This window comes from Pseudomonas sp. R4-34-07 (genome assembly GCF_003852375.1).
Lineage (GTDB): Bacteria > Pseudomonadota > Gammaproteobacteria > Pseudomonadales > Pseudomonadaceae > Aquipseudomonas.
On record NZ_CP027760.1, the window covers coordinates 3,484,852 to 3,506,970 of the forward strand.

15 protein-coding genes and 2 pseudogenes are annotated in these 22,119 nt (G+C 61.0%); 9 read left to right on the plus strand and 8 right to left on the minus strand.

All coding sequences use genetic code 11. The features are described from left to right. Positions 1 to 2: 2 nt before the first annotated feature. The 5 genes and pseudogenes from C4J85_RS15990 to C4J85_RS27725 all read left to right on the plus strand — a co-directional run bounded on the left by C4J85_RS15990 (position 3) and on the right by C4J85_RS27725 (position 9,142). Positions 3 to 3,077 (plus strand): efflux RND transporter permease subunit, encoded by a 3,075-nt coding sequence (locus tag C4J85_RS15990; protein WP_124410186.1) that lies wholly within the window; start codon positions 3 to 5, stop codon positions 3,075 to 3,077. A gap of 110 nt (positions 3,078 to 3,187) precedes the next feature. Continuing rightward, positions 3,188 to 8,029 (plus strand): RHS repeat-associated core domain-containing protein, encoded by a 4,842-nt coding sequence (locus C4J85_RS15995; protein WP_124410187.1) that lies wholly within the window; start codon positions 3,188 to 3,190, stop codon positions 8,027 to 8,029. Positions 8,030 to 8,052: 23 nt separating this feature from the next. After that, complete coding sequence (locus C4J85_RS16000; protein WP_256657782.1) at positions 8,053 to 8,415, plus strand: hypothetical protein; 363 nt, start codon at positions 8,053 to 8,055, stop codon at positions 8,413 to 8,415. Between the two features lie 32 nt (positions 8,416 to 8,447). After that, complete coding sequence (locus C4J85_RS16005) at positions 8,448 to 8,732, plus strand: hypothetical protein (protein ID WP_124410189.1); 285 nt, start codon at positions 8,448 to 8,450, stop codon at positions 8,730 to 8,732. After that, positions 8,726 to 9,142 (plus strand): annotated as a pseudogene (locus tag C4J85_RS27725) (hypothetical protein). Before C4J85_RS16005 ends, C4J85_RS27725 begins: the two are co-directional and overlap by 7 nt. Before the next feature lie 181 nt (positions 9,143 to 9,323). Here C4J85_RS27725 and C4J85_RS16020 read toward each other — a convergent pair. From C4J85_RS16020 to C4J85_RS16030, 3 genes are all read right to left on the minus strand, one after another. After that, a complete protein-coding gene (locus C4J85_RS16020) occupies positions 9,324 to 10,553 on the minus strand; it encodes a M20/M25/M40 family metallo-hydrolase (RefSeq protein WP_124410191.1) in 1,230 nt (409 codons plus the stop codon). A gap of 48 nt (positions 10,554 to 10,601) precedes the next feature. Continuing rightward, entirely contained in the window at positions 10,602 to 11,660 is a 1,059-nt protein-coding gene (locus C4J85_RS16025) for a diguanylate cyclase (protein ID WP_124410192.1), read from the minus strand. 80 nt (positions 11,661 to 11,740) lie between these two features. Then, a complete protein-coding gene (locus tag C4J85_RS16030; RefSeq protein ID WP_124410193.1) occupies positions 11,741 to 12,373 on the minus strand; it encodes a LysE family translocator in 633 nt (210 codons plus the stop codon). A gap of 156 nt (positions 12,374 to 12,529) precedes the next feature. On the opposite strand from C4J85_RS16030, the pseudogene C4J85_RS16035 reads away from it, so the two are divergent. Further along, positions 12,530 to 13,941: pseudogene (locus tag C4J85_RS16035) on the plus strand (PLP-dependent aminotransferase family protein). A gap of 12 nt (positions 13,942 to 13,953) precedes the next feature. Here the strand turns inward: C4J85_RS16035 and C4J85_RS16040 are convergent. Beyond that, on the minus strand, positions 13,954 to 14,424 hold the full coding sequence (locus tag C4J85_RS16040) for an Lrp/AsnC family transcriptional regulator (protein ID WP_124410194.1): 471 nt from the start codon (positions 14,422 to 14,424) through the stop codon (positions 13,954 to 13,956). Between the two features lie 123 nt (positions 14,425 to 14,547). On the opposite strand from C4J85_RS16040, the gene C4J85_RS16045 reads away from it, so the two are divergent. Beyond that, the gene (locus C4J85_RS16045) at positions 14,548 to 15,789 is read left to right on the plus strand and encodes a methionine gamma-lyase (protein ID WP_124410195.1); all 1,242 of its coding nucleotides are present in this window, start codon (positions 14,548 to 14,550) and stop codon (positions 15,787 to 15,789) included. Positions 15,790 to 15,831: 42 nt separating this feature from the next. On the opposite strand, the gene aqpZ is transcribed toward C4J85_RS16045, so the two are convergent. The 3 genes from aqpZ to C4J85_RS16060 all read right to left on the minus strand — a co-directional run bounded on the left by aqpZ (position 15,832) and on the right by C4J85_RS16060 (position 19,182). Beyond that, positions 15,832 to 16,524, minus strand: a complete 693-nt coding sequence (gene aqpZ / locus C4J85_RS16050) for an aquaporin Z (RefSeq protein WP_124410196.1) — start codon at positions 16,522 to 16,524, stop codon at positions 15,832 to 15,834. Positions 16,525 to 16,844: 320 nt separating this feature from the next. Continuing rightward, on the minus strand, positions 16,845 to 18,029 hold the full coding sequence (locus tag C4J85_RS16055) for a sugar transporter (protein WP_124363228.1): 1,185 nt from the start codon (positions 18,027 to 18,029) through the stop codon (positions 16,845 to 16,847). Between the two features lie 154 nt (positions 18,030 to 18,183). Further along, positions 18,184 to 19,182 (minus strand): bile acid:sodium symporter family protein, encoded by a 999-nt coding sequence (locus C4J85_RS16060; RefSeq protein ID WP_124410197.1) that lies wholly within the window; start codon positions 19,180 to 19,182, stop codon positions 18,184 to 18,186. A gap of 85 nt (positions 19,183 to 19,267) precedes the next feature. Here C4J85_RS16060 and C4J85_RS16065 point away from each other — a divergent pair, with 85 nt between their 5' ends. Together C4J85_RS16065 and C4J85_RS16070 are read left to right on the plus strand one after the other, a co-directional pair. Next, complete coding sequence (locus C4J85_RS16065; protein WP_124410198.1) at positions 19,268 to 20,056, plus strand: helix-turn-helix domain-containing protein; 789 nt, start codon at positions 19,268 to 19,270, stop codon at positions 20,054 to 20,056. A gap of 108 nt (positions 20,057 to 20,164) precedes the next feature. Next, positions 20,165 to 20,596 (plus strand): hypothetical protein, encoded by a 432-nt coding sequence (locus C4J85_RS16070; RefSeq protein ID WP_124367361.1) that lies wholly within the window; start codon positions 20,165 to 20,167, stop codon positions 20,594 to 20,596. Positions 20,597 to 20,821: 225 nt separating this feature from the next. On the opposite strand, the gene C4J85_RS16075 is transcribed toward C4J85_RS16070, so the two are convergent. Next, the gene (locus C4J85_RS16075; RefSeq protein WP_124410199.1) at positions 20,822 to 22,066 is read right to left on the minus strand and encodes a zinc-dependent alcohol dehydrogenase; all 1,245 of its coding nucleotides are present in this window, start codon (positions 22,064 to 22,066) and stop codon (positions 20,822 to 20,824) included. Between the last annotated feature and the right edge of the window lie 53 nt (positions 22,067 to 22,119).

Here is a 22,119-nt window from a genome sequence, read left to right on the forward strand (position 1 = left end):
GCATGCGTGGAATCAACCTTTCGGAACTGGCGGTCAAGCACCGCGCCGTCACGCTGTTCCTGATCATCGCGATTATTGCTGCCGGGATCTTCTCGTTCGGCAAACTGGGGCGCGCCGAAGACCCCTCGTTTACCGTCAAGGTCATGACCATCACCGCCGCCTGGCCCGGCGCCACTGCCGAAGAAATGCAGGAACAAGTTGCCGACCGCCTGGAAAAGCGCCTGCAGGAACTGGACTATTACGACCGCGTCGAGACCATAGCCCAACCGGGCTTCGTCTCGATGCGCATGACCTTTCTTGAATCCACGCGCCCGAGCGAGATACAGGAGCTGTTCTACCAGACCCGTAAAAAGCTCAGCGACGAAGCCGCGAAACTGCCCAAGGGCGTGATCGGGCCGTTTTTCAACGATGAGTATTCAGACGTCTACTTTGCGCTGTACGCCCTGGAGGCGGAACACCTGCCCCACCGCCAGCAGGTGCAAATGGCCGAAGCGCTGCGCCAGGGCCTGCTCAACCTGCCGGGGGTGAAGAAGGTCAATATCCTTGGCGAGCAGGCCCAGCGCGTGTTTGTCGAGTTCTCCTATGAGCGCCTGGCGACCCTGGGCATCAAGCCCGAACAGATCTTCGCCGCCCTCGCCGCGCAAAACGCCGTGGCGCCCTCGGGCTTCGTCGAAACCGCCGGCGCCCGCGCCTACATCCGTATCGATGGCGCCTTCGACAGCCTGGCGCTGATCGAGAACGTGCCGGTGCAAGCCAATGGCCGCGTGCTGCGCATCGCCGATGTGGCCACCGTCAGGCGTGGCTATGAAGACCCGCCCAGCTACCGCATCCGCCACCAGGGCGACCCGGCGCTGATGCTCGGGGTGATCATGCAGAAGCATTGGAACGGCCTGGAACTGGACAAAAGCCTGCAGGCCCAGGAGGCCCGAATCCAGGCCGACCTGCCCCTGGGGGTAAATTTTGCCAAGGTGTCCGACCAGGCAAAAAACATCAGCCTGGCGGTGAACGAGTTCATGCTCAAGTTCTTCGTCGCCCTGGCGGTCGTGATGCTGATCAGCCTGTTGGCCCTGGGCTTTCGCGTGGGGTTGGTGGTGGCTGCGGCCGTGCCGCTGACGCTGTCGATCGTGTTCGTGATCATGCTCGTCACCGGCCGTGAATTCGACCGCGTCACCCTCGGCGCCCTGATCATTTCCCTGGGCCTGTTGGTGGACGACGCCATCATCGCCATCGAAATGATGGTGGTGAAACTCGAAGAAGGCTTTGACCGCATCCATGCGGCCACCTATGCCTGGAGCTCCACGGCGGCGCCCATGCTGACCGGCACGCTGGTAACGATCATCGGCTTTTTACCCGTGGGGTTCGCGCGATCCGGTGCCGGCGAGTACGCCGGGAATATCTTCTGGATCGTAGGCTTTGCCTTGATTTCATCCTGGCTGGTGGCGGTGGTGTTCACGCCGTATCTGGGCGTGAAGCTGTTGCCGCAGATCAAGCCGGTGCCCGGCGGGCATGATGCGATTTACGCCGGGCGCTATTACCAGAAACTGCGCGGCCTGGTGGAGGCCTGTGTGCGAGGGCGCTGGCTGGTGACCGGGCTGGTGGTGACGGCGTTTGTGCTGTGCGGCCTGGGGATGGCGGTGGTGAAGAAACAGTTCTTCCCCGACTCCGACCGTTCCGAGCTGATTCTGGAGGTGTACATGCCGCCCGGCAGCGCGTTCAAAAGCACCGAAGCGGTGGTGGCGCAGGTGGAAAAAGCCCTGCTGCAGGAACCGCAGACGAGCCTGGTCGACACCTATGTAGGTGGCGGCGCACCGCGCTTTTTCCTGTCGTTGAACCCTGAGCTGCCGGACCCGGCGTTCGCCAAGCTGATCGTGCAAACCCCGGATTCCCACGCCCGCGACGCCTTGAAAATGCGCATGCGCGAGCGCATCGCTGCCGGCGAGTTTCCAGCGGCGCGGGTGCGCGTCACGCAACTGGTGTTCGGCCCGCCGGTGCCATTCCCCGTGGTGTTCCGTGTGTCCGGGCCGGACCTGGACACGCTGCGCGGGCTGTCCGAGCAGGTGCGCCAAGTGGTGGCCGGCAACAAACTGACCCGCGACGCCTTTCTCGAATGGGGCGAGCGCGCCAGCGGTTACCGCCTGGTGCTCGACCAGGATCGCCTGCGCCTGCTGGGTTTCACCCCCGACGAGGTCAAGTCGCAGCTCAACGCCCTGCTCAGCGGCAACCCGATCACCGAAGTGCGTGAAGGCAACCGCACTGTGTCCGTGGTGGCCCGCGCCCAGGGCAGCCAGCGCGAAGACCTCGGCAACCTCAACAACATGACCCTGACCAACAGCGCCGGCACGTCGGTGCCGCTGGCCCAGGTCGGGCATTTCCAGGCAGTGATGGAAGAACCGATCCTCAAGCGCCGCAACCGCGCCACCACCGTGGAAGTGCGCGCCGACATCATCGACGGCGTACAACCACCCGATGTGGAAATGGCCGTGTACAAAGACCTGCAGCCGCTGATCGCCCAACTGCCCACCGGCTACCGGATCGACATCGGCGGCCCGGTGGAAGAAAGCGCCAAGGCCAACGTCGCCCTGGCGGCGCTGTTCCCGATCATGATCCTGCTGACCCTCACGGTGATCATGTTCCAGGTGCGCTCCTTTGGCGTGATGTTGATGGTCTTCGCCACCGCGCCGCTGGGCCTGATTGGCGCGGTGCCGACCTTGTTGCTGTTCAACCAGCCGTTCGGGTTCAATGCGATTCTCGGGCTGATCGGCATCGGCGGCATTCTGATGCGCAATACGCTGATCTTCACCGACCAGATTCGCCAGAACCAGGACCACGGCATGCCGATCCGCGAGGCCATCGTCGAGGCCACCGTGCGCCGAGCGCGGCCAGTGATCCTCACCGCACTGGCGGCGGCGCTGGCGTTCATTCCGCTGACGCTGTCGGTGTTCTGGTCATCCCTGGCCTACGTGCTGATCGGCGGGGTGCTGGTGGGCACGGTGTTGACGCTGCTGTTCCTGCCGGCGCTGTGCAGCCTGGTGCTGCGCGACAGGGTTGCTGAAACTTCCCACGTAACCGCCGGATAAGCTCTACTCCCCTGCCCTGAAAACCTCTGCAAAGTCCCTCGCCTGATTAAACAGCGCGAGGGAGTGCAGATGGTTTTTCCAGTGAGAGCCCTGATCGATGGGGCTCACCCATGATCGAAGCAACCGGCCGAGCCATTGGCTTTCTGGTGCTGGCCGCGATGGATTCAAAGACGCGGGACGTCGAATCCGTGCTCAGCGATTTTCGCGGCTGCCTCAACCACTACGATACCTGGGCACAGGGCTTTTTCAGCGCGTCGGCACTGGATGTGGAGCAGGTGTTCAAGGTCGGGAATGAGGTGGCGCTGGTCGCCCCGATCAACCGTTCGATCTTTCCTAGCAGCACCGTCGCTACATGCCAGGCCAACGGCACGCTGACGCTGGTGCATATGTTCCAGAGCTCGCGGTTCGTGCCGATCGGCAATACGCCGGTGATGTTGCAGCGCATCGATCCAGACGGTGGCCCGCTGGGCGAGCCGATCCATAAAACCATCGGCCCAAGCGGCATCCTCGAAGTCACCGAGTGCGACCGCAACCAGCGGTACCGGATCAGTTTCTACCCCGACGTTTCCTCGGCGCATTTCAAGGCGCTGTACGCCTCTTATCAGTCGGTCATCACGCCACTGGAAGGCTGGCTGCGCAGTGAATGGGACACCACCTTCGAACCGCTGTGGAAGAACTATTCCGAAGCGAATTTTCTCCAGCGCTACCTCTCGCTGCACCGCGCTTATGCCCAAGGCTTTGGCGAAGTTCTTTACTCGGTTTGGGACAACATCACGCAGTTACTCCAGTGGTTGTCCGACCCGCTGGCCAACGCTGAAAAGCTACTGCATTACCTTTCCCAGGACGAGCTTGAAAAGTTACTCGCGTTAAGTGCCGAGACCCTCGCCAAGGGTTTGCTGGTGCTCAGCGATGAGCCCTTGCTGTTCGTTCACCTGGCGGCCCTGGTCAGCTGGATGCGCATGCTGCCACCGCCGTATATGAACGAAATGCTCGGGTCGATTGGCGCCGAGATCGTCATCACCCTGTTATTGGGACTGGCGTCGGCCGGCATGGGTTTTGTAGTGCGCATCAGCACCAAAGTGCTGGCCGGCATCGAGTCACGTCGGGTGCGCAGGTGGCTGGAGCAGATAGCCGCGCAGTTCGGCACAGCTCGCTTGGAGGAGCACACCGAAGCGCTTAAGCCGGTGCTGCTGGGCAGTGCCCCAATACCGATCAAGGCGGTGCCGGTGGCGCCGTTGAAGGCGGGTGACACGCTGGTTTCGAACGCGGTGCCGGCGGTGCGCAGCAAGACCCAGCGTACGGCGTTGGTGCGGCAGGAGCATGTGGATGATGTGCCTGCTGTTGCGTCGAATCCGAAGGGCGATGCGGCGGCTCCGGCGGAAAAGACCGTCACCCACGGCTGCCCGGTGTCGATGGTTACCGGCGAGGAACTGCTGACCCTTACCGATGGCGCGCTGGATGGGGTCTTGCCGTTTGAGTGGACGCGCTTGTATCGCAGCAGTGCGGTGGAAGTGGATTGTGGCTTGGGGTTTGGCTGGAGCCATGCGCTGGCGCAGCGGCTTGTGGTGGCGGGCGACTCAGTGGTGTGGACCGACCATGAGAATCGCGCGACCACCCTGCCCTTGCCGACGGCTGCTCGACCGGCGATTACCAACAGCCTGGCGGAAGCGGCGATTTACTTGGGGTCGTTGCCTGATGAACTGGTGTTGGCCCAGGGTTCGCGCTTCTACCATTTTCGCGACGGTGTGCTGACGGCGATCAGCGATGCGTATGACAACCGGTTGTTGGTTGTCCGGGATCGGTTGGGACGGATTGAGCGGCTGGATAACGGCGTGGGCCGCTCTTTGCTCTTGCGCTATGAGCTGGATCGCATCGTGGCGGTGGACTACCAGGTTCATCGCGCCACAGGGCATGAACCCTTCGTCTGGGTGACCGAGCAGAACGTCGTTTCCTACGCCTATGACGGCGCCGGACGACTGGTTTCAGCGACCAACGCTGTCGGTGAGTGTGAGCGTTATCGGTACGACGAACAGCACGTCATTCTTGAACGGCAACTGGCCGGCGGGGCGAGTTTCTTCTGGGAATGGGAACGCGCTGGCAAGGCAGCGCGCTGTATTCGGCACTGGGCCAGTTTTTCGCAGATGGACACGCGGTATGCCTGGGGCGATGACGGTCGCGTCACCGTGTACAACGCCGACGGCAGCCAGGAAGTTTACGTACATGACCAGCGGGCGCGGCTGGTACAGCGCATCGATCCCGACGGCGCCCAGCATTTCAAATCCTACGATGACAAGGGCCGCCTGACGGTCGAGCAAGACCCGCTGGGCGCGGTGACGGCCTATCAATACGACGACGCCGGACGCTTGATCGCGCTGTTTCCGGGGGATGATGAGCCGACGTCCTACGAGCATGACAACGGTTTCGTACGGGTTATGCGCCGCGGTGAGGCGGTCTGGAAATATGAGCGCAATGACCAGGGCGATGTCATTCGCCAGATCGATCCGGATGGCAACGCGACCGACTACAGCTACGACCAGCAGGGGCAACTGACCGGGGTTTGGTATCCCGACAACAGCTGCCATCGCTTGGTGTGGAATGAACGCGGGAAGCTCGTTGAAGAGCAGTTGCCCAATGGCGGGATCAAGCGCTACCGCTATAACGACCTGGGCCGGCAGGTTGCGCGTGAGGATGAACAGGGCTCGCTGACCCAGTATCAATGGGACGCCGTAGGCCGCCTGCAGAAACTGACCCAACCCGACGGTACTTGCCGGGAATTCAGCTACAACCCCTACGGAAAAATCATCGCCGAGCGCGATGAACTCGGCCACGTCACCCGCTACGAATACGCCGACGGCCTGCACCTGATCAGCCGCCGCATCAATGCCGACGGCACCCAGGTCAAGTACCGCTACGACAATGCCCGGCTACTGCTCACCGCCATCGAAAACGAAGTCGGCGAAACCTACCAGCTCGACTACCACCCCAACGGCCTGATCCAGCAGGAAACCGGTTTTGATGGCCAACGCACTGCGTATGCCTACGACCTCAACGGCAACCTGTTGGAGAAAACGGAATACGGCGACGACGGCAGTCAGTTAATTACCCGCTACGAACGCGACCACGCCGGCCGCCTCGTAAGAAAAACCCTGCCCGACGGCAGCGCTGTCGATTATGCCTACGACCGCCAAGGCAACCTCCTCAGCGTCGACGACGGCCACTGGTTCCTGGCCTACGAATACGACCGCCAAAACCGCCTCACCGCCGAACACCAAGGCTGGGGCACCCTGCGCTACGGCTACGACGCCTGCGGCCAACTTCAGCATTTACGACTACCGGACAACAACCGCCTCACCTTCAACCACGACAAAGGCGGTCATCTCGCCACCGTCGAACTGAACGGTTCGTTGCTGACTTCACACCTGTTCAAAGCCGGTCGCGAACACCAACGCCAACAAGGCCAACTGCTCAGCCATTACCACTATGACGAGCAAAACCGGCTACATACCCACGCCGTCACGCAACAGCAAAACCACCTCTACCAACGCCACTACGACTACGACAAAACCGGCAACCTCACCCGCCTGCACGACACCCGCAAAGGCGAACACCTTTACCACTACGACCCACTCCACCGCCTGACCCGCGCCGAACACTCGCAAGACGTCCAGGAACGCTTCGGCCACAACCCGGCCGGCAACCTGCTCATGCAAAACAGACCGGGCCCGGACATCGTTGCGGGTAATCGATTGATGATCCAAGGCGATCACCATTACGACTACGACGCCTTCGGCAACCTGATACGCGAGCGACGTGGCAAGGGTCACTCACTCGTTACCGAATACCGTTACGACTGTCAGTACCGGTTGATCGGCATCACCAAGCCTAACGGCCAAACTGCTAATTATCGCTATGACCCGTTCGGTCGGCGCATCAGCAAAACCGTGGATGGCATTACCACGGAGTTCTTCTGGCAAGGCGACAAAGTAGTCGCTGAGCACCACGCGGATCGTCATCGCAGTTACATCTACGAACCCGACAGCTTCCGCCCATTGGCACTGCTGGAAGGCTTCGGCCCAGCAGAGACCAAGCCCTACCACTACCAACTCGACCACCTCGGCACGCCGCAGGAACTCACCGATCCCGACGGCGAAATAGTCTGGTCCGCCCATTACCGCGCCTACGGCGAAATCAGCCGTCTCGATGTAGGCAAAATTGACAACCCGCTACGTTTCCAAGGCCAATACCTCGACCACGAAAGCGGCCTGCACTACAACCGCCATCGCTACTACAATCCGGATATTGGCCGCTACCTGACGCCTGACCCGGTGAAGCTGGCGGGTGGGATCAATGCATACCAGTACGTGCCCAATCCGACAGGCTGGGTAGACCCGCTAGGCTTGAATACATGCCCAGGCGGCGACGGATGTAAACCCAGCGTTAGTGCTCAAAACCCTACGGAGAGTGTGAACCACGGAGAGCCAGGCTTACCGCAACTGACCCGTGCGGAACGGCAGGCTAGAATTGATGAGCTTGCTGAAGCGAACGCCTATAGGCGTTTAGACGAGCTTGAAAAAGCAACATCCGGCGCACATTTTTTAGAAAAACACGGAAAACAGACAACGCTCGCGTCTCAACTGGAAAGGTTACAAACAGCAAAGAATCCAACAACAGGAGTAGTTGAATATTTCACCTCAGGACCACAAATCGGGGAGCCTAAATACCCACCTGCTGCAACCCACTTTCTTAGCCATCGGGATCAATTAAATGCAATATATCGAGCACAACTCATTTTCAGAAGGAACGGACTTGCCCAATCATTAAAACCAATGGATATGGGGAAAATTGTAGGCGAAGGATACTCTGGCGCCGAGATGAAATATAGCCAACAATCCAAAGCCCGAGTAATACTGAATAGAGATGGCAACCCTAAAACAGCTTATGCGGAATTATGATTATGAATAAAAGAGCACCCAGCATGTCAATAATTCGCGGACTGCTATTTACTTATGACATCGAGAATACCGACGACCCGAAAAGAGAAGAGTTTATCGCGTCAAAAGATGTAAACAATGGAAAAGAACTCGTCGAGCTTTTTAACGAGCTGACCAGACCAGAATTCCTGGAATACACCAAATCCGAGCAAGATTGGTTTATTGATTCAATCGAGCACTTCCTGGCGGCTGGCGATAGCTTCGATGGCGTATTCAAAAAAATGACAACTTATTTCGGCACTGAAGTACTCGACCAGCAAGAATTCATGAGAGTGTTACTAAGCTGCTTACAATATTACAATCTAGAAGCCGTCACAAGTGAACAACAATCAGACAACCACCTGTAAAGCCCTCAACCAAATAAAAGGAAAACGTTTCCATGCAGTTAAGCACGCAGTTTAAAAGCCATCAAATGCAATTTTCCGTACTAAATGAGGCTACCACAAGAGAAGTCCGTAAGCTGCCCCCGTTTACCGGAGAAGATTACTACGGCAACCCCATCGTCCGCATAGAAATGCAAGGCTGTGGTAGAGGATACATACCTAATTCAGCAGACCTGAACGAGCCTATACTTGATGAAAATATGGACGCAGCAATCGCAAAATTCGATCGCGAAACTAAAAGGCTTTATACCGTATTCCCAGTGAGTAACCACCAATGCTAAAACATCCCTTCCTAGACATACCCTACGAGCCTAAACTTCGATACTTTCTCGGCCCGTTCGACATCTATGATCGCGAAGAAACGTTAGGTGAAGTGCTTGCAACCTACAACATCAACAATGCCGCCGACAGAGAGAAGATAATCAAAAAATATATAGTTGAAAAAAGCTCAGACTTAAGTTATCGGCATCGAAAAGTTCTATGCGACTAATTGGGCGCCGCACTTAATGACAAAACCTATGATTTTTCACAACTACTAAGCCAGGCTCCGGGCTATTACTGCACCTTGCCATGGGGATGGGAAAATATGGAAAACCCAAGAGGCTTCTTCGAAGCTATTTACAAGCTAACCAGTGAATGGTGGAAAGACGACCTCCAAAAAGCCAGCCACGAAGACCAGTCCACTTGGTAAATACCCCGCCGCTCTCACTGAAAGCCCACAGCCCCTGTGGCGAGCGAGCTTGCTCGCGCTGGGCCGCGAAGCGGCCCCAGTCCGGTTGATGAGTCTCTTCAGGTAGATAACCAATACCGGATTTGGGGCTGCTCCGCAGCCCAGCGGGAGCAAGCTCCCTCGCCACAAGTACACGACCCCCTCAGCGCTTGGAAAGCTCCATAATCATCCGACTCAACAAATAAACCCGAGGCACCACGCTCTCCACCTCGGCATATTCCTCCGGCGTGTGAATATTCCCGCCCACTATGCCAAACCCGTCCAGCGTCGGCGTCCCTACCCCGGCCGACAAGCTTGCATCCGCCGCGCCGCCGCTGCCTTCGATGGTCAGGGTTTTGCCCAGTTCGCCGTAGATGCCTTGGGCAATCGCGACCAGTTTGTCTGACTCCGCCGTTTGCGGCATCGGTGGCAAGCCGCGTTGCAGGCTGGTCTTCACTTCGGTGTCCGGGATCAGTTTGTTCGCGGAAACCCGTGCCAGGTCCTTCTCGATGCGGTCGAACTCTTCCGGCAGCGCGGCGCGTACGTCGGCCTTGGCGGTGGCTTGGTCGGGGATGACGTTGGTGCGGTCGCCGGCCTTGAGTACGGTGAAGTTGATGGTGGTTTTTTTCTCGGCGTCTCCCAGTTTGCCCAGTTGCAGGATCTGGTGTGCGGCTTCCATAGCGGCGTTGCGCCCCAGTTCGGGAGCGACGCCGGCGTGGGCGGCTTTGCCTTTGACTTCAACCACGGCGGTGGCGCTGCCTTTGCGCCAGACCACCAGGCCGTCGGCTGGGCGGCCGGGTTCCAGGTTGAGGGTTACGTCGTGGCCCTTGGCGGTGGTGCGGATAAGTTCGGAGGCGGCGTCGGAGCCGGTTTCTTCGCTGGCGTCGAGCAGGAAGGTGATTTGTGCAAAGTCCTTGAAGCCTTGGTTTTTCAAGACTTTCAACGCGTAGATACCGGCGACGATGCCGCCTTTGTCGTCCATCACGCCGGGGCCATAGGCGCGGCCGTCCTTGATGTGGAATGGGCGTTCGGCGGCCGAGCCTTCCTTGAACACGGTGTCCATGTGCGCCATCAGCAGGATTTTGGCCTTGCCGGTGCCCTTGAGGGTGGCGATCACATGGCTGTTATTGGCGGCTTTGTCCGGCACCAGCTCGATGCTGAAACCCAGCTGTTTCAATTCATCCACGGCGATGTCGCGCACTTGGGTCAGGCCGGGCTCGTAGCCGGAGCCGGAGTCGATATTCACCAGGCGCTCCAGCAGTTTCAGGGCCTCGGCCTTGTACTGTTCGGCGTCCGCCTGGATCGGCTTGTGGGGTTCGGCGCTGTAGGCCGGCACGGCGAAGGACAAGGCCAGGGTGGCGGCCAGCAGGGTGCGGGGGAAGGTGAAGAGCATGGACCGATCCTTGTTTTTCATTGAGGGGGGCCGCCACACCCTACCCCACTAAACGGACCGCAACCAAGCCCCCTGCAGCGAACTGACCCGGTTGCGCCCGCTGCTTTTGGCCTCGTACAAAGCCTGGTCGGCATCGTTGAGCCAACTGGTGGCGTCGGCGTGGCTCGGCAGGTATGGCGCCAGGCCGATACTCAAGCTGGCGCGCAAGGTCGGGTCCTGGGCGTAGGCCAAGGCGTTGAAACGATCACGCAACGCGTCCATCACTTCAGTGGCACGGTTGAGCGGCATGTCCGGCAGGATCACGCAGAACTCGTCGCCGCCATAACGCCCGGCAAGGTCGGTGGCGCGCAGGTTCTGGCGCAATACCCGGCTCAACTGGCGCAGAACGATATCGCCGGTGACATGGCCATAGGTGTCGTTGATGATTTTAAAGTGGTCGATATCGATCAGCGCGATGGCCGCACCGGAAGGGCCACGGCGGCAACGTTGGAACTCGATTTCCAATTGATCCTTCCAGGCGCCGTGGTTGAGCAGGCCCGACAGGCTGTCAGTGCGGCTCAGGGCCAGCAGCTCGCGCTTGTGCCGCGCCAGGGTCACGGCCTGGCGGTAGCAGATCCAGCCCAGGGCCAGGGGATACAGCGTCAGGATCGGCAGGCAGGCATACAGCTGGGCCTGGGTGGTGACGCCGATGAATGCGGGCGCGACTATCAGCAGCGCGGTGGCGATGCCCAGGGCCTGGGCCACCCACCCCGCCAGCAAGAAGCGCGGCCCACCGATGGCGACGTTGTTCATGCTCATCATCGACAAGGTGGTGACGCTGGGCAGCGGGTTGAAGTGCATCGCGCCGACCCAGAAGCCGCCGCAGAAGGAATCGAACAGCAGGTTGCGGCGCTCACTGCGCAGGGTATGAGCGGCACGCAAAGACGCTTGGAACGCCAGGTGCGGCCAGATAAACGCGTTGATCAGCATCCAGGCCCACACCCATGGGGACGGGTTCAGCGGATACATGCCGAACGCCACACAAACAAAGCCGAGCGCCAGCCCCAGAAGGCGGGATTTGTACAAGCGCGAAGCGAGCGGAAGTCCATTTCCTCCGACGGCTGCCATGATGGGGGGTAATCCTGGGTGAGTCCCTGGAGTCTATCAGGGCGACGGCAAATCGCCACTACTGCTTACAGGCTGCTACTTCAGTGCGAAAACCCGCGTGCCAGCATCAATGCCACGCCGAGCAACATCACCGCCGTGATCCGCTGCAACATCACGCGCCGCTTGGGGTTTTCCAGCACATGTTTGATGCGCTGGCCGAAATAGCAGTACAGGCAACCACTGGCAAATTGCAGCAACAGGAAGGTCAAGCCGAGGATCGCGATATCCGCCGCCGAGCTGTGCTCCCCGGCCCCGGCGAACTGCGGAAAGACGGCGCTGAACATGATGATGGTCTTGGGGTTGGAAAAGCCGGTCAACAAGCCCTTGCCGAACAGGCTGCGCGAGCCCTCCACCGCGCCGGCCTTGTCGATCGACACGCCGCTGCTGGTCCACTGCTTGTAGGCCAGGTAAAGAATGTAGGCCACGCCGACAAACTGGATGGCCTGGGTAATCGCGAGGTTGCCCTTGATCAGCTCGGAAAAGCCCACGGCAAAGATCAGGATCGAAATCAGGTACGACACACTGGCGCCGATCTGCGCCGGGATCGAACTACGCAGGCCGTCCTTCAGGCCCAGGCTCAATAACAACAGGGTCATGGGGCCGGGACTGAAGGTCATGGTCGCGCAAAACAACAGGAAGTAGAGAAACGAAGACAGCGTTAACGCACTTGTCATGGTCAGGGACCTTGAATGGATAGACCGGCAACAACGGTCAATTGCTGGCGAGATGGCGCGCAGTCTAGGGGAACGGCATTGCACCAGGCAGGTAAAGTGATGCCTAATCGGGCCTGACTTCACCGGTAAAAGTACCGGCAAACATAAGGACACTTCATGTTGGTATCCGCCATCGCCTTTGTGGAAGGCACACCCAAGGTCCAGCAGATCGTCGAGGCCTTCAGCCGGGCCATCGAGGCCGGTGAATGGGCGCCCGGCAGCAAGTTGCCGTCGGTGCGGGCGTTGACCGAAATCCTCGGCGTCAGCAAATTCACCCTCAATGAGGCCCTGGACCGTCTGCGCGGGCGCAATCTGCTCACCTCCAGCCAGGGCCGTGGCTATTTCGTGGCGATGGACACTGCGCGCCCGGCGTCGGTGACCTGGGTCGACCTGCTGCCCCAGGACCTGCTCAGCGTGTTGCGCCGCCCCTTGACGACCGCCAGTGGCGAGCTGCGCCCCGGCGGCGGGCACTTGCCGGAAGACTGGTTGAACGGCGAAGCCATCCGCCAGGCCATGCGCAGCGTGGTGCGCGCGCCGTCGCTGCGCATCGCCGGGCTCGGCACGCCGGCCGGGCTGTTGCCGTTGCGCCAGGCGCTGCAACAGAAACTGCACGGCGAGGGCCTGTCGGTGCCGGTGGAACAGATCATCACCACGCCCAACACCGTGCAAGGCCTGGACATGCTCATGCGCCTGCTGGTGCGTCCCGGCGACACGGTGCTGCTGGACGCGCCGTGCTACTTCAACTTCCACGCCAACCTGGCCCTGCATGGGGTCAAGGTGGTGACCCTGGAACGTCGCCCCGACGGCTTCGACTTCACCGCCCTGGAACACCTGCTGGCCGAACACCGGCCCAGCCTGTACCTGACCACCAGCGTCTTGCATAACCCCACCGGTCATTCCTTCAGTCCCAGCCAGGCGTTTCGCCTGCTGCAACTGACCCAGCAATACCACTGCCATATCGTCGAGGATGACCTCTACGGGAACTGCACCCCAACCCGCCGCCACGCCTGGCCGCCGTCGCCGGGCTGGATCAGGTCACCTACCTGTCGGGGTTCTCCAAGATCCTCAGCGCCAACACCCGCGTCAGCTACGTGGTGGCCGCGCCACAACTGGCCGCCAACCTGACCAATATGAAGTTGATGAGCGGCGGCGTGACCTCGGAGTTGTTCGAGCAGATCGTGTACCGCATGCTCAGTGAGGGCAGCTATGCCAAGCACCGCAAGCGCATGGTCCAGCGCCTGATGGAAGCCGGCGGGCGCGTCGAGCAATGGCTCAGGCGCTGCGGTTGCGAGCTGCCGATGGCGTTTGAAGGCGGCATGTTTATCTGGGCGCGCCTGCCGCCGGGCGTCAACGGCGAGCTGCTGGCCCAGGAGGCCTTGAAGCGCAGCATGGTGCTCGCGCCCGGCACACTGTTCGGCTACGACCCGGCGCATCGGGACCTGATGCGGTTCAATGTGGCCCACAGTGATGAGCCGCGGGTGCAGCGGGTATTCGAAGCGTTGTTGGTGCAGGCGGTACGGGCAGCTTGAGTGGCGGTGCCGTCACCCCGGCAACGGCATCACCCGCAACGGCCGCACCGACTTGTAGGAAAAGCTCGAATAGATTTCTTTCACACAGGGCAGGGTCTGCAGGACTTCCCTGGCGAATTCGCCAAACGACTCCAGGTCCTTGGCCACGACTTCCAGCAGGAAGTCATAGCGCCCCGACACGTTATGGCAGGCCACAATCTCTGGAATCGCCAACAGCCGCTGCTCGAACGCCCGGGCGATTTCCTGGGTGTGGCTTTCCATCATGATGCTGACGAAGGCGGTCACGCCATAGCCCAGGGCCTTGGGGGACAGGATCGCCTGGTAACCGCTGATCACCCCGCTCTCTTCCAGATTGCGCACCCGCCGCCAGCACGGCGACGTGGTCAGGGCAACGCGCTCGGCCAGTTCGGCCACGGTCAGGCGGGCGTTGCTCTGCAACGCGTTTAACAGGGCTTTATCGGTGCGGTCCAGGCTGACAGGCATAACGTGCCTCTATTCATTGTTTTTATCGGGTTTTCATCCATGAACGCCGGCGTATCCAGGCATTTTCGCAACGTTCAACTGTGGTTATGAGCATAGCATTGTAGGAAATAAGGAGCGCCCGACATGAACAATAAACGCCCTGGGTTCGGTTTTTCTACCCGCGCCATTCACCACGGTTACGACCCCAAGGACCATCACGGCGCCCTGGTACCGCCGATTTACCTGTCGGCCACCTTCGCTTTTCCGACCGCCGAGTACGGCGCGGCCTGCTTTGCCGGGGAGGCCAGCGGCCACTTCTATACGCGTATTTCGAATCCGACCCTGGCCCTGCTGGAGTCGCGCATGGCCGCCCTGGAAAACGGCGAGGCGGCCGTGGCGTTCAGTTCCGGGATGGGCGCGATTGCCGCGACGTTCTGGACCCTGCTGCGCCCCGATGACGAGGTAATCGTCAGCCAGACGCTGTACGGATGCACCTTCGCCCTGCTGCACGGCATCGGCGAATTCGGTATCAAGGTGCGCCATGTCGACCTTACCGACCTGGCCGCCCTGCAAACGGCACTCGGCCCCGCGACCCGCATGATCTACTGCGAGACCCCGGCCAATCCCACCCTGCGCCTGGTGGACATCGCCGCCGTGGCCCGGCTCGCCCACCAGCAACCGAATGTCACCGTGGTAGTCGATAACACCTATTGCACGCCCTACCTGCAACGGCCCCTGGAACTGGGCGCCGATGTGGTGGTGCACTCGGCCACCAAGTACCTCAGCGGGCATGGCGATATCACGGCAGGCATTGCGGTGAGCAGTCACGCGATAGCGCAACGCATCCGCCTGCAAGGGCTCAAGGACTTGACCGGCGCGGTGATGTCGCCGCAGGACGCCGCCTTGCTGATGCGCGGCCTCAAGACCCTCGCCCTGCGCATGGACCGCCATTGCAGCAACGCCCAGGCGGTGGCCGAAGCCCTACAGGCGCATCCCGCCGTGCAGTGGGTGACCTACCCTGGGCTGGCGTCCTTCCCACAATACGAACTGGCTGCGCGGCAAATGAAGCGTTCCGGCGGCATGATTGCCTTCGAGCTCAAAGGCGGGATCGATACCGGGCGGCGCTTCATGAACGCGCTCAAGCTGTTTACCCGTGCAGTCAGCCTGGGCGACGCCGAATCACTGGCCCAGCACCCGGCCAGCATGACCCACTCCACCTACACTCCGGAGGAGCGCGCGCAGCACGGCATCAGCGAAGGCCTGGTGCGCTTGTCGGTGGGGCTTGAGGACGTCGCCGACCTGTTGGCGGATGTGCAACAGGCGCTGGGCAAGTGTGCCCGTGCGGTTGCGCGTCCAACGTTGCTGGCCGCGCACGCGGTGAAATAACCGTCGGGCTGTGGTAACGGGCTATAAGGAGCCCCAGGTGCATCAAGCCGGATCGCGGTCATCCAACGCACGCGCCGCCAACGCACCCATCACCCCGCCTGCGATTGGCGCCAGCCAAAACAACCAGAGCTGTGACAGGTATTGCGCCCCGGCAAACAACGCCGGCCCCGTGCTTCGCGCGGGGTTGACCGACGTGTTGGTCACCGGGATCAGCGCCAGGTGAATCAGGGTCAGCGCCAGGCCGATGGCGATGGGTGCAAAGCCGGCAACCGCGCCCGGCGCCGTGACGCGCATGATGATCAACACAAAAAAGAACGTGGCGATCAGCTCGGCCAATGCAGCGGACTTCATGTCGAAGTGGCCGGGACTCAGCGGGCCATAACCGTTGGCGGCAAAACCGCCGAGTTCGAAACCGGGCTGGCCGTTGGCGATCAAGTACAGTGCTGCGGCCGCCAGAATTGCGCCAATCACCTGCGCCGCGATGTAAGGCAACACATCAGCACCGCACACCCGACGCCCCGCCCATAAGCCAATGGTCACCGCCGGGTTGAAATGCCCACCGGAAATACCGCCCACTGCATAGGCCATGGTCAACACGGTAAGACCGAATGCCAGAGACACCCCTGCAAAACCAATACCCAATTCTGGAAACGCCGCCGCCAGGATGGCACTGCCACATCCGCCGAAGGTCAGCCAGAAAGTACCCAGAAGCTCTGCGATCAAACGCTTTTGCATACTCGACTCCATTGCAGTTCATGCCGTCACACGGGAGGTGGGCGGTCCCGCGCGACGGTAGCAATGGACATTGATGAACCCTATAGGACTTGTCCGGTTTTGTGTGGGAGGGGGCTTGCCCTAATGCCAATCAGTTAAGCGTACACCACCGTCTGTAGGAGCGAGCTTGCTCGCGAAAAACTCACAGGCACCGCGTTTATTCAGGAAGCACGCGTTATCGTTGACGTTTTTCGCGAGCAAGGGCTAGCCGCCCGCCTCGCTCCTACAAAAAGCCTTGACGGACTGGCATTAGCCCCAGGGCCGCCCTCTATTTTTCCCGTTCAGCTCTGCACCACACCCGTCCCAAACCGCCGAATCGCCAGGCAATACCCTATCAACCCCAGCGCCGCCAGCAACCCGCCCGCCGCACCGATCCAGGCGAAGCCGAAGTGGCTGCCGACCCAGCTGCCCATCAGCGCGCCGCCGCCGATGCCGATGTTGTAGATGCCGGAAAACATCGCCATCGCCACGTCCGTGGCGTCCGGCGCGAGCACCAGTACCTTGGACTGCATCGCCAGGCCGAAGCCCATGATCGCCATGCCCCAGAACACGCTCAGCACCACCAGGTAGGATTGGGCGCCGCTCAACGGCAGCATCAGCGCCAGGCAGGCCGCGAGCAGGAACACGCAGCTGATCACGAACACGTGCGGATTGAACCGGTGCACCAGGCTGAACAGCAGCGAGCCGATGATGCCGGCGCCGCCGAACACCAGCAGGATCAGGGTGACCGCACTGCCGCCCAGGCCGGCGACACCTTCGACGAAGGGTTCGATGTAGCTGTAGGCGGTGAATTGTGCGGTGACGGTCATCGCGGTCAGCACGTAGAGCGCCACCAATGCCGGGCGCTTGAACAGCAACGGCAGGCTGCGCAGCGAGCCGGAGTTCTGGCTCGGCAGCGGCGGCAAGGTGCGCGCCAGCCAGAACACCAGTGCGGCCGCAAACGCGGCGATCACCAGGAAGGTGGTGCGCCAGCCCATGGCTTCGCCGAGCAGGCGGCCAAGGGGAATGCCCAGCACCATCGCCAGGGAGGTGCCGGTGGCGAGCAGGCCAAGGGCTTGCACCTGCTTGCCCACCGGTGCCAGGCGTACCGCCAGGGAGGCGGTGATCGACCAGAACAACGCATGGGCCAGGGCGATACCGATGCGGCTGACCATCAGCAGGCCGAAGCTGGTCGCCACGCTGGACAGGATATGACTGGCGATAAACAAGCCAAACAACACGATCAGCAACTTGCGCCGCTCGACGTTACGCGTGAGCAGCATCACCGGCAACGATGTCAGCGACACGATCCACGCGTAAATAGTGAGCATCAGGCCGACGCTGGCCACGGGCATATCAAAGCTGGCGCCGATGGCGCTGAGCAGGCCGACCGGCACGAATTCGGTGGTATTGAACACAAACGCGGCCAGCGCCAGGGCGATGACCGGTTGCCAATTGGCTTGAGGGGTTGCGGCTGAAAGGCTCATTGACGGGCGAGGTACTCTGACAGTGATCAAACGGCCGCGCAGGACACGCGGGGCCGTTGAGCATTCTATAGGTTTCCTGCGGTGCTGTTGGCGCCGATCCTGCGACAATCGCGCGCAGTCTCAGGGCAAAGGCCGCCCGTCGATCAAGCCTGACTCACGGATCCACCTGCGTCATCAACTCAGGAATGCTTTCCGGTCGATTTGCATAGCGCTGGGCCAACGCCGCGCACACCATCAGTTGGATCTGGTGAAACAGCATCAGCGGCAGGATCAGCACGCCCATGGTCGCCCCGGCGAACAGCACCTGGGCCATGGGCACGCCGGTGGCCAGGCTTTTCTTCGAACCGCAGAACAGGATGGTGATGCGGTCTTCCTGGTTAAAGCCGAACGCCTTGCCCAGCAGCGCGGAGGCCACCAGCACCAGGGCCAGCAACACGCAGCACGCCACCACCAGCCCGCCCAGTTCCCACAGCGGAATCTGGTGCCAGATGCCTTCGTTGACCGCTTCGCTGAAGGCGCCGTACACCACCAGCAAGATTGAGCCCTGGTCGACGAACTTGAGCCAGGCTTTATTGCGGCCCACCCAGTCGCCGATCCAGCGCCGAGCGATTTGGCCGGCGACGAACGGCAGCAGCAACTGCACGCTGATCTTCAGGATCGCGTCGACGGTGGAGCCGCCATCGCCGTGCACATCAAGTAGCAGGGTCACCAGCAACGGCGTCAAGAAGATCCCGAACAGGCTCGAGGCCGCCGCGCTGCAGATCGCCGCCGGGATGTTGCCGCGCGCCAGGGAGGTGAAGGCAATCGCCGATTGCACCGTGGCCGGCAGTGCGCAGAGATAAAGCATGCCCATGTACAGCTCGTTGCCGATCAGCGGTGACAGCAGCGGCTTGAGCGCCAGGCCGAGCAGCGGAAACAGCACGAAGGTCAGGCTGAACACCAGCAGGTGCAGACGCCAGTGCCCGGCCCCGGCGACGATGGCCTGGCGTGACAGCTTGGCGCCGTGCAGGAAAAACAGCAGCGCGATGGCGAGGTTGGTGACCCAGCCGAAGGCCACGGCGGTCTGGCCGCTGGCCGGCAGCAAGGAGGCGAGGATCACCGTGGCGATCAGCGTCAGGGTGAAGTTGTCGGGCAGGAAACGTGGACGGGTCATAAGCAAATCTTCCAGGGGTTGCCAAGAGCATCTTGGCGACTCTAACGTAACGACCTGTTACCGACTAACGCCAATGAGCCAGTAAATGCCGCCTAAAGGACACGAAAAAACCGTCCGCCGCAGCGTACCCGGGCTGTCCAGCCTGCCACGACCGGTGTATGGGCGCACCGAATCCTTGCCCAACCGCGCGCTGACGCGGCGGCACAGCCATCCCTGGGTGCAGTTGTCGTATGCGATTTCCGGGGTGCTGGAGATCCAGACCAGCGCCGGCCGCTTCGTTGCGCCACCGCAACGTGCGGTGTGGATTCCGGCGGGCATGCCCCATCGCGTCTACAGCTCGCCCCACACGGAAATGCGCAGCCTTTACCTCGATTGCCGCGTGACCGCCTGGGCGGCCGAGCGCTGCCAGGTGCTGGCGGTGAGCAGTTTGTTGCGCGAATTGATCCGCAGCTTCAGCGAACTGCCCGTGGAATATGCCGAGGATGGCCCCGACGGCCGCCTGGCCCAAGTGGTGTTGGACCAACTCGCTGCAGCGCCCCACGTGGATTTGATGCTGCCCTTGCCCCATGACCCGCGCCTGCGCCAGATTTACCGCAGCCTGAACCTGCATCCGGAACAGCAGACCACCCTGGGCGAGTGGAGCCGCAAGCTGGGGGTGAGCGAAAAGACCCTCAGCCGTTTGTTTGTGCGCGACACAGGGCTGACGTTTCGCGCGTGGCGCCAACGCCTGCGACTGTTGAGCGCCCTGCCCGCCCTGGAGCAAGGTGAACGGGTGACGGATGTGGCGCTGGGCTGTGGTTATGAATCGACTTCGGCGTTTATCAACGCGTTTCGCCAGCAGTTCGAGGCTACGCCCGGTGAGTTTTTTCGCTGAGCGTTGTCCACTTGACCAAGCGCCGCGTTCAAATAATCCCCAAACACGCGCTCGGCTGGTATTGTGCCGCGCTTTGAAAGACCGCTACCGACTTGCGAGGAATGGACGTTGAACACTGACGAAAAAATGACCGGGGACCTGTTCGAGGTTGATAAGCGCCTGTCACTCAAGCCCGTGGTGGACTTCAACGCCTACCTGCGCAGCGCTTTCGGCGACGGCCCGTGCACCTGCATCCGCTGCAGCGCCAGCGGCGGCGATGAGACCGGTTACGCGTTTCAGCACACCTTCAATTTCGACGGCAAGCCCACACACCGCCGCTTCGCCTCCACGGCGGGCAGTGATGTGGTGATGGTGCTGAAGAAAGCCTGGTTGTCCTACACCAAGGCGGAGTTGCCGCTCAGCGGCGTGCTGGTGCTGGAGACGGTGAAGGAGTTTGTCGAGCCGCAGTTGCACAAGCGCGTGGCGCCACTGCTATTGGCCAGCGGGTTGGTGAAGGACGTCGATGACCAATTGCACATTCAGCCACAAGCATTGACTTGAACGCACTTCAAATGTGGGAGGGGGTAAGCCCTAATGCCAGTCAGTTAGGGCTTTTTGTAGGAGCGAGCTTGCTCGCGAAAAACTCACAGGCACCGCGTTCATTCAGAAAGCACGCGTTATCGTTGACGTTTTTCGCGAGCAAGCTCGCTCCTACAGACGGCGGTGTACGCTTAACTGACTGGCATTAGGGCAAGCCCCGTCCCACATTGGTTTTGTATTAGCAAATTAAAAGCCGGGAACGCCTTGCACCCGGATCTCAGGCGTCAGTTCTTCCAGCGGCTCGGTCAACGGCCGATCACTGATCCCCGGCAGCAGGATCACCTTGCGGCACTCTTCCTCGGCTTTATCAAACAGTTCATAGCCCCGCGCAGCCTGTTCCAGAGACAGTCGATGGGTAACGATTGCCTCGGGATTCAAGTGCCCGAGTTCAATATGCTCCAGCAGCTCCGGCAGGAAGCGCTGCACGTGAGTCTGGCCCATCTTGAAGGTCAGGCCCTTGTCGAACGCGTCGCCAAACATGAAGCCGTGGATAAAACCGGCATACACTCCGGCCACGCTGACCACGCCACCACGGCGCACGGCGGCGATGCATTGGCGCAGGGCCTTGCCGCTGCTGCCTTCGATCTTCAAGGTGGTGAGGATCGTTTCGGTGGTGCTGCCCTTGGCTTCGAAACCCACCGCGTCCACCACGCCATCGACACCGCGCATGCCGGCGGTCTGGCGGATGATGGTGTCGGCGGGGTCGTCATCCTCTTCGAAGTTGATCGGGATCACGCCGTACATCTTTTGCGCGTAGGCCAATCGATAGGGATGGTCGTCGACCATGAAAATCTGTTCGGCGCCGAGCATCTGCGCGCACGCTGCGCTGAGCAAGCCCACCGGGCCAGCACCATAGATCGCCACGCTCGAGCCTTTGCCGATACCGGCGTTGGTCACCGCCTGCCAGGCGGTGGGCAGGATGTCGGAAAGGAACAACACCTTTTCATCCGCCAGCACACCGGGCACCTTGAACGGCCCGGCGTTGGCCTTGGGCACGCGCACCAGCTCGGCCTGGCCACCGGGAATGCCGCCATACAGGCGGCTATAGCCGAACAGCGCGGCCCCCGGCGGGATCGCCTTTTTATTCAAGATCGCACCGCGCCCGTCGTTGGTGGTTTCGCAGGCTGCGTATTGCTGCAGCTGGCAGAAAAAACAGTCGCCACAGGCAATCACAAAGGGGATCACCACGCGGTCACCGCGTTGCACCGCCGTCACGGCCGGGCCGGCTTCTTCGACGATGCCCATGAACTCGTGCCCGAAGATATCACCATGCTCCACGGTCGGAATTTTGCCTCGGTACAGGTGCAAATCCGAACCGCAGATCGCGGTGGCGGTGACGCGCAAAATGATGTCGTCGGGTTGTTCAATAATGGGGTCAGGTACCGTATCGACCTGGACTTTGTGGGCGCCTTGGTAGGTCATCGCGCGCATGCTCTGCACTCCTGTGGTTGGGCTTATTAGTTAAGGGCGCACGCAGTGCCCAG

Excerpts from the sequence above, each read along its gene's own strand:
- C4J85_RS15995 (WP_124410187.1), top strand. The coding sequence starts at position 3,188 with ATGATCGAAGCAACCGGCCGAGCCATTGGCTTTCTGGTGCTGGCCGCG.
- C4J85_RS16055 (WP_124363228.1), bottom strand. The coding sequence starts at position 18,029 with ATGAGCCTTTCAGCCGCAACCCCTCAAGCCAATTGGCAACCGGTCATC.
- C4J85_RS16030 (WP_124410193.1), bottom strand. The coding sequence starts at position 12,373 with ATGACAAGTGCGTTAACGCTGTCTTCGTTTCTCTACTTCCTGTTGTTT.
- C4J85_RS16065 (WP_124410198.1), top strand. The coding sequence starts at position 19,268 with ATGCCGCCTAAAGGACACGAAAAAACCGTCCGCCGCAGCGTACCCGGG.
- C4J85_RS16025 (WP_124410192.1), bottom strand. The coding sequence starts at position 11,660 with ATGGCAGCCGTCGGAGGAAATGGACTTCCGCTCGCTTCGCGCTTGTAC.
- C4J85_RS15990 (WP_124410186.1), top strand. The coding sequence starts at position 3 with ATGCGTGGAATCAACCTTTCGGAACTGGCGGTCAAGCACCGCGCCGTC.
- C4J85_RS16000 (WP_256657782.1), top strand. The coding sequence starts at position 8,053 with ATGTCAATAATTCGCGGACTGCTATTTACTTATGACATCGAGAATACC.
- C4J85_RS16040 (WP_124410194.1), bottom strand. The coding sequence starts at position 14,424 with ATGCCTGTCAGCCTGGACCGCACCGATAAAGCCCTGTTAAACGCGTTG.
- aqpZ (WP_124410196.1), bottom strand. The coding sequence starts at position 16,524 with ATGCAAAAGCGTTTGATCGCAGAGCTTCTGGGTACTTTCTGGCTGACC.
- C4J85_RS16060 (WP_124410197.1), bottom strand. The coding sequence starts at position 19,182 with ATGACCCGTCCACGTTTCCTGCCCGACAACTTCACCCTGACGCTGATC.
- C4J85_RS16005 (WP_124410189.1), top strand. The coding sequence starts at position 8,448 with ATGCAGTTAAGCACGCAGTTTAAAAGCCATCAAATGCAATTTTCCGTA.
- C4J85_RS16020 (WP_124410191.1), bottom strand. The coding sequence starts at position 10,553 with ATGCTCTTCACCTTCCCCCGCACCCTGCTGGCCGCCACCCTGGCCTTG.
- C4J85_RS16045 (WP_124410195.1), top strand. The coding sequence starts at position 14,548 with ATGAACAATAAACGCCCTGGGTTCGGTTTTTCTACCCGCGCCATTCAC.
- C4J85_RS16075 (WP_124410199.1), bottom strand. The coding sequence starts at position 22,066 with ATGCGCGCGATGACCTACCAAGGCGCCCACAAAGTCCAGGTCGATACG.